This window comes from Pseudoalteromonas sp., from assembly GCF_041613455.1.
In the GTDB taxonomy this organism is placed as follows: Bacteria; Pseudomonadota; Gammaproteobacteria; order Enterobacterales; family Alteromonadaceae; genus Pseudoalteromonas.
The window spans coordinates 1-3,437 of record NZ_JBFJHD010000274.1 but is presented as its reverse complement, the minus strand read 5'-3'; the positions used below and the strand labels follow the sequence as shown (position 1 = coordinate 3,437).

Here is a 3,437-nt window from a genome sequence, read left to right as displayed (position 1 = left end):
CGTTCGCTGTGTTCAGCGTAGAAACCTTCAGCTTTCTCTTGTGAAAGGTGAACCATTTTAGCTGCAACGATTTTAAGACCCGCAGTTTCGAAACGGTTGTAGATTGCGCCGATGTGGTTTTTAGCAACTGCATCAGGTTTTACGATTGAAAAAGTACGCTCTAAAGCCATCTTTAATGCTCCAATAATTTTAAGTAAAAGTGTGAATATTAACGGGCGCGAATTATACGCGTTTTAACGCAAAAATCCTAATTATTATTAATAGTCACTGTGCACTGTGTATTATTGCGACTCTTTAGCGACACTGATTGGCTATTTATGCTGTTTTAATTTGGCCAATATATACTCGATTGCGCGAGGGCTTTGAAAGGAGTTATGGCTCGATTTGACAATAATGGTCTCTTTGGCTTTGTCGTAATAGGCGCTGGAATAGTCAACTACACTGTCGCTAATATCACTGCAATCATCACCTGGCTCACAACTTAAGCGGCCGGTAGAGCCAATAATATTATACGCCTCACCTTGCACCGGTAATTCACACAGTACCGTCATTAACGGGTGCCCGGGTCTGAGCACTTGCACGCTATTGGGGCCGTAATCTTTCAAAAATGGCAGCATCCCTTTAGTGAGTTTGGCAATGCCAATTTCATCGATTAAGGCTTTAAATAGCCCGGTAAACTCAAGGGGTAAGGTAACCAAAGACGCGCCGATATAGCCTAGCGCTGATTCTGCGATACTAGAGCCGCGATGTGGGGTGTCTAAAAAGAACACGCGGTTGTGTTCAAAGACCGGCGCAAAAACAAAAATATCTTGTATATCGCGTTGCTGGTTATTTAGCAGCTGCTCGGGTCTTTCGGTAAACGTAGCATCCCATAAGGTATATTGGCTCTGAGTGGTTAATGTTTTACTGATCACCCCTCCCATACTGTGGCCGATAATGGTGGCTTGTGTAAAACGCTGTTCGCCACTGGCCACTTTACTTAACTCATTTAGCAGCTTGCGCACTCGCATCGCATTAAAAAATGGCGGCGGACCTGAGGGGTAATAGACGTGCCAAATTTGATAGCGCTGGCTCAACAGTTCGTCATTTAATATCGCTATAGTTAAATAGCGCCAGATCAGCGGATCTGAATTTAAACCGTGTATCATAACTAGCGGCTCTTTGTCGGCAGTTAACGGGGTTAATGAAAAGATACCACGGCGTTTTTCGGCTTCGCTGGCAGAGATAAAGCCCAGCCAACTAAATTGATCTATGGTTGCAACTTCTAACAACATTAAAAAACTGGCTGCAGGTGAGTAACTTAGCGCATAGTGGTTATCCCCAAAGCGTACCTCTTTGCTGCTATTGAGTGGCTCAATATCAATAGTAACAAGATAGGTTAACCCCTGTGCGGCTATGCTGGCTAACTTTGCATTATAGGCGCGGTAAATGCCCTCTGCAGGATAAAACTTGGCTTTGTTTACCTCAGGCGCTTGTTGCTTTACCACTAACGCAAGGCCAAGCTCACCAAATGTTTTAGCGGCTAATCGCGGCTCAACAGCTTGTAGACTGCTGACAAAGGTAAATTGTTTAGGGCCGTTGATTGCTACCGAAACGAGGCTTGATTGACTGTTATTGGTTTTTAATAATTTATACAGTGCGTCGTTATAAAGATTGAGCGCGTAGGCTTTTAAATTTGGGTTTAGCTGCGGCGATGCTAAAAGCGTTTCTGCGCATTGCAAACTTAATACTAGGCCAATATCGCTATCGTCGCTCACGTTCAAGCAGTGACTATGTAAAGCACCCAGTGATAACGACTCTAAATCTGGTAATTTCGCATAACCTAACGCATGGCGAATGTGCAGCTGTGGCTCTTTAAACTGCAAAAAACGCGCAGAAGAGCAACCACCGAGCACCATAGTAATTGCAAGAATTAACAATAATCGAAGCATAATAACTGCGCTAAAAAGTTATAAAAAACGATATTAAAATCTACACGTTAGCGACTACTTTCTCAAGTGTTAAACAGTTGTTATCAGATTAATCTGACTATTTGTTGCAAAGCCAGTTACAACAGCCGTATTGGCGCTGACGTACTGTGCAGCAACGATGAGATTGGCAGTTTATTAAATTCTATTTAGGCGATTGTTTTATACTAATTAATTAAATTTTAAGCGTGAGAAATGTCATTAAAATAGCCGCCAACTTCAACTTTACACGCATATATTGCTATGAAAAATATTATTCTAAGTTTGACACTCATGGTTGGTATTGTATTTTCGGCGGGCGCAACCTCCAATAAAAGTTATTCAATTGATTACATTCAAGGTGAGGGTGATGTAACAGGGATTAAGCTCGCCATGCAGTACCATGTCGATTGGTTAAAGCAGTATTCAGAGCATTTAAATATGTATTTTGAATCAAGCTTAAACCTGTGGGAGTATGGCGCAGAAAATGAGTATGATAGTAACTTAGTACTCGCCATTTCACCGGTGATCCAATACCCGATAGCCCAATTGGCAAATAAACCTATTTTTGTAGAATTTGGCATTGGTGTTTCGCTACTTGATGATACCGTGTTTGCCGGCAAAAATGTCAGTACCCACTATCAATTTGAAGACCGCTTGGGCTTGGTAATGCAGTTTGGTAAAAACAATCAGCAAAGTGTTGCTTTACGCTACTTTCATTACTCAAATGCCGGCTTTAAACGACCTAATCCGGGACTCGATTTTATTGCTCTGAACTATACTCGCTTTTATTAATACCACCTTGAGAAGCGCACTTATCGCAGCCTATGTGTGCGATAAGTGGGGTAATCACACGGCCGCTTATAAATCGGGGAAATGACCATAAGCTTGGTTTATCTGATTGTTTTGCTGACCAACCCAGTTAAAGTAGTCTTTATTAGCTAACAAACTAGCGGCGTCATTGTCGAGCATGACAATGGCGTTTTTATGCATTTGTAAAATAGACGCAGGGCAGCTGGCTGATATTGGCCCGTTTATCATCTCATTCACTGCTTGCGCCTTATTTTTACCTGTAGCGAGTAACAACACGTACTTGGCGTCCATAATGGTGGCAATCCCCATGGTCATTGCCATTTTAGGTTGCAGTTCATCGTCGGCAAATAGCCGGCTATTGTCTTTAATGGTTTGTTCGGTTAACGACTTAATACGTGTGCGTGATGCAAAGCTGGATGATGGTTCATTAAAGCCAATATGACCATTACCACCAATTCCGAGTAACTGCAGATCAATACCACCAAGTTCAGCTATTTTACGTTCAAATTTTACTCCTTGCTCTCTGGGATCTTGCTGGGCATTACACGTGGGGAGGTAGGTGTTGTCTAAGTCAATATCGATATGGTTAAACAACTGCTGATCCATAAAGTAGCGGTAGCTATTGACGCTATGTGCATCAATAGCGTAGTACTCATCTAAATTAAAGGTACTGACTTG

At 42.2% G+C, this 3,437-nt stretch carries 4 protein-coding genes; 1 reads left to right on the top strand and 3 read right to left on the bottom strand.

Annotation, left to right across the window (positions count from 1 at the left end; genetic code table 11):
• Window positions 1–170, bottom strand: a 170-nt coding sequence (locus ABYB02_RS15785; RefSeq protein WP_372763349.1) for a nucleoside-diphosphate kinase, incomplete at its 3' end; no start/stop codon positions are given.
• A 141-nt stretch (window positions 171–311) separates the two neighbouring features.
• Window positions 312–1,931 (bottom strand): esterase/lipase family protein, encoded by a 1,620-nt coding sequence (locus tag ABYB02_RS15780; protein ID WP_372763348.1) that lies wholly within the window; start codon window positions 1,929–1,931, stop codon window positions 312–314.
• 279 nt (window positions 1,932–2,210) lie between these two features.
• Here ABYB02_RS15780 and ABYB02_RS15775 point away from each other — a divergent pair, with 279 nt between their 5' ends.
• The gene (locus ABYB02_RS15775; RefSeq protein WP_372763347.1) at window positions 2,211–2,741 is read left to right on the top strand and encodes an acyloxyacyl hydrolase; all 531 of its coding nucleotides are present in this window, start codon (window positions 2,211–2,213) and stop codon (window positions 2,739–2,741) included.
• Between the two features lie 66 nt (window positions 2,742–2,807).
• On the opposite strand, the gene ABYB02_RS15770 is transcribed toward ABYB02_RS15775, so the two are convergent.
• Window positions 2,808–3,437 (bottom strand): glucosamine-6-phosphate deaminase (locus ABYB02_RS15770; protein WP_372763346.1); only part of this gene is annotated, 630 nt, incomplete at its 5' end.

Coding starts and splice junctions, on each gene's coding strand:
- ABYB02_RS15780 (WP_372763348.1), bottom strand. CDS start 1,931: ATGCTTCGATTATTGTTAATTCTTGCAATTACTATGGTGCTCGGTGGT.
- ABYB02_RS15775 (WP_372763347.1), top strand. CDS start 2,211: ATGAAAAATATTATTCTAAGTTTGACACTCATGGTTGGTATTGTATTT.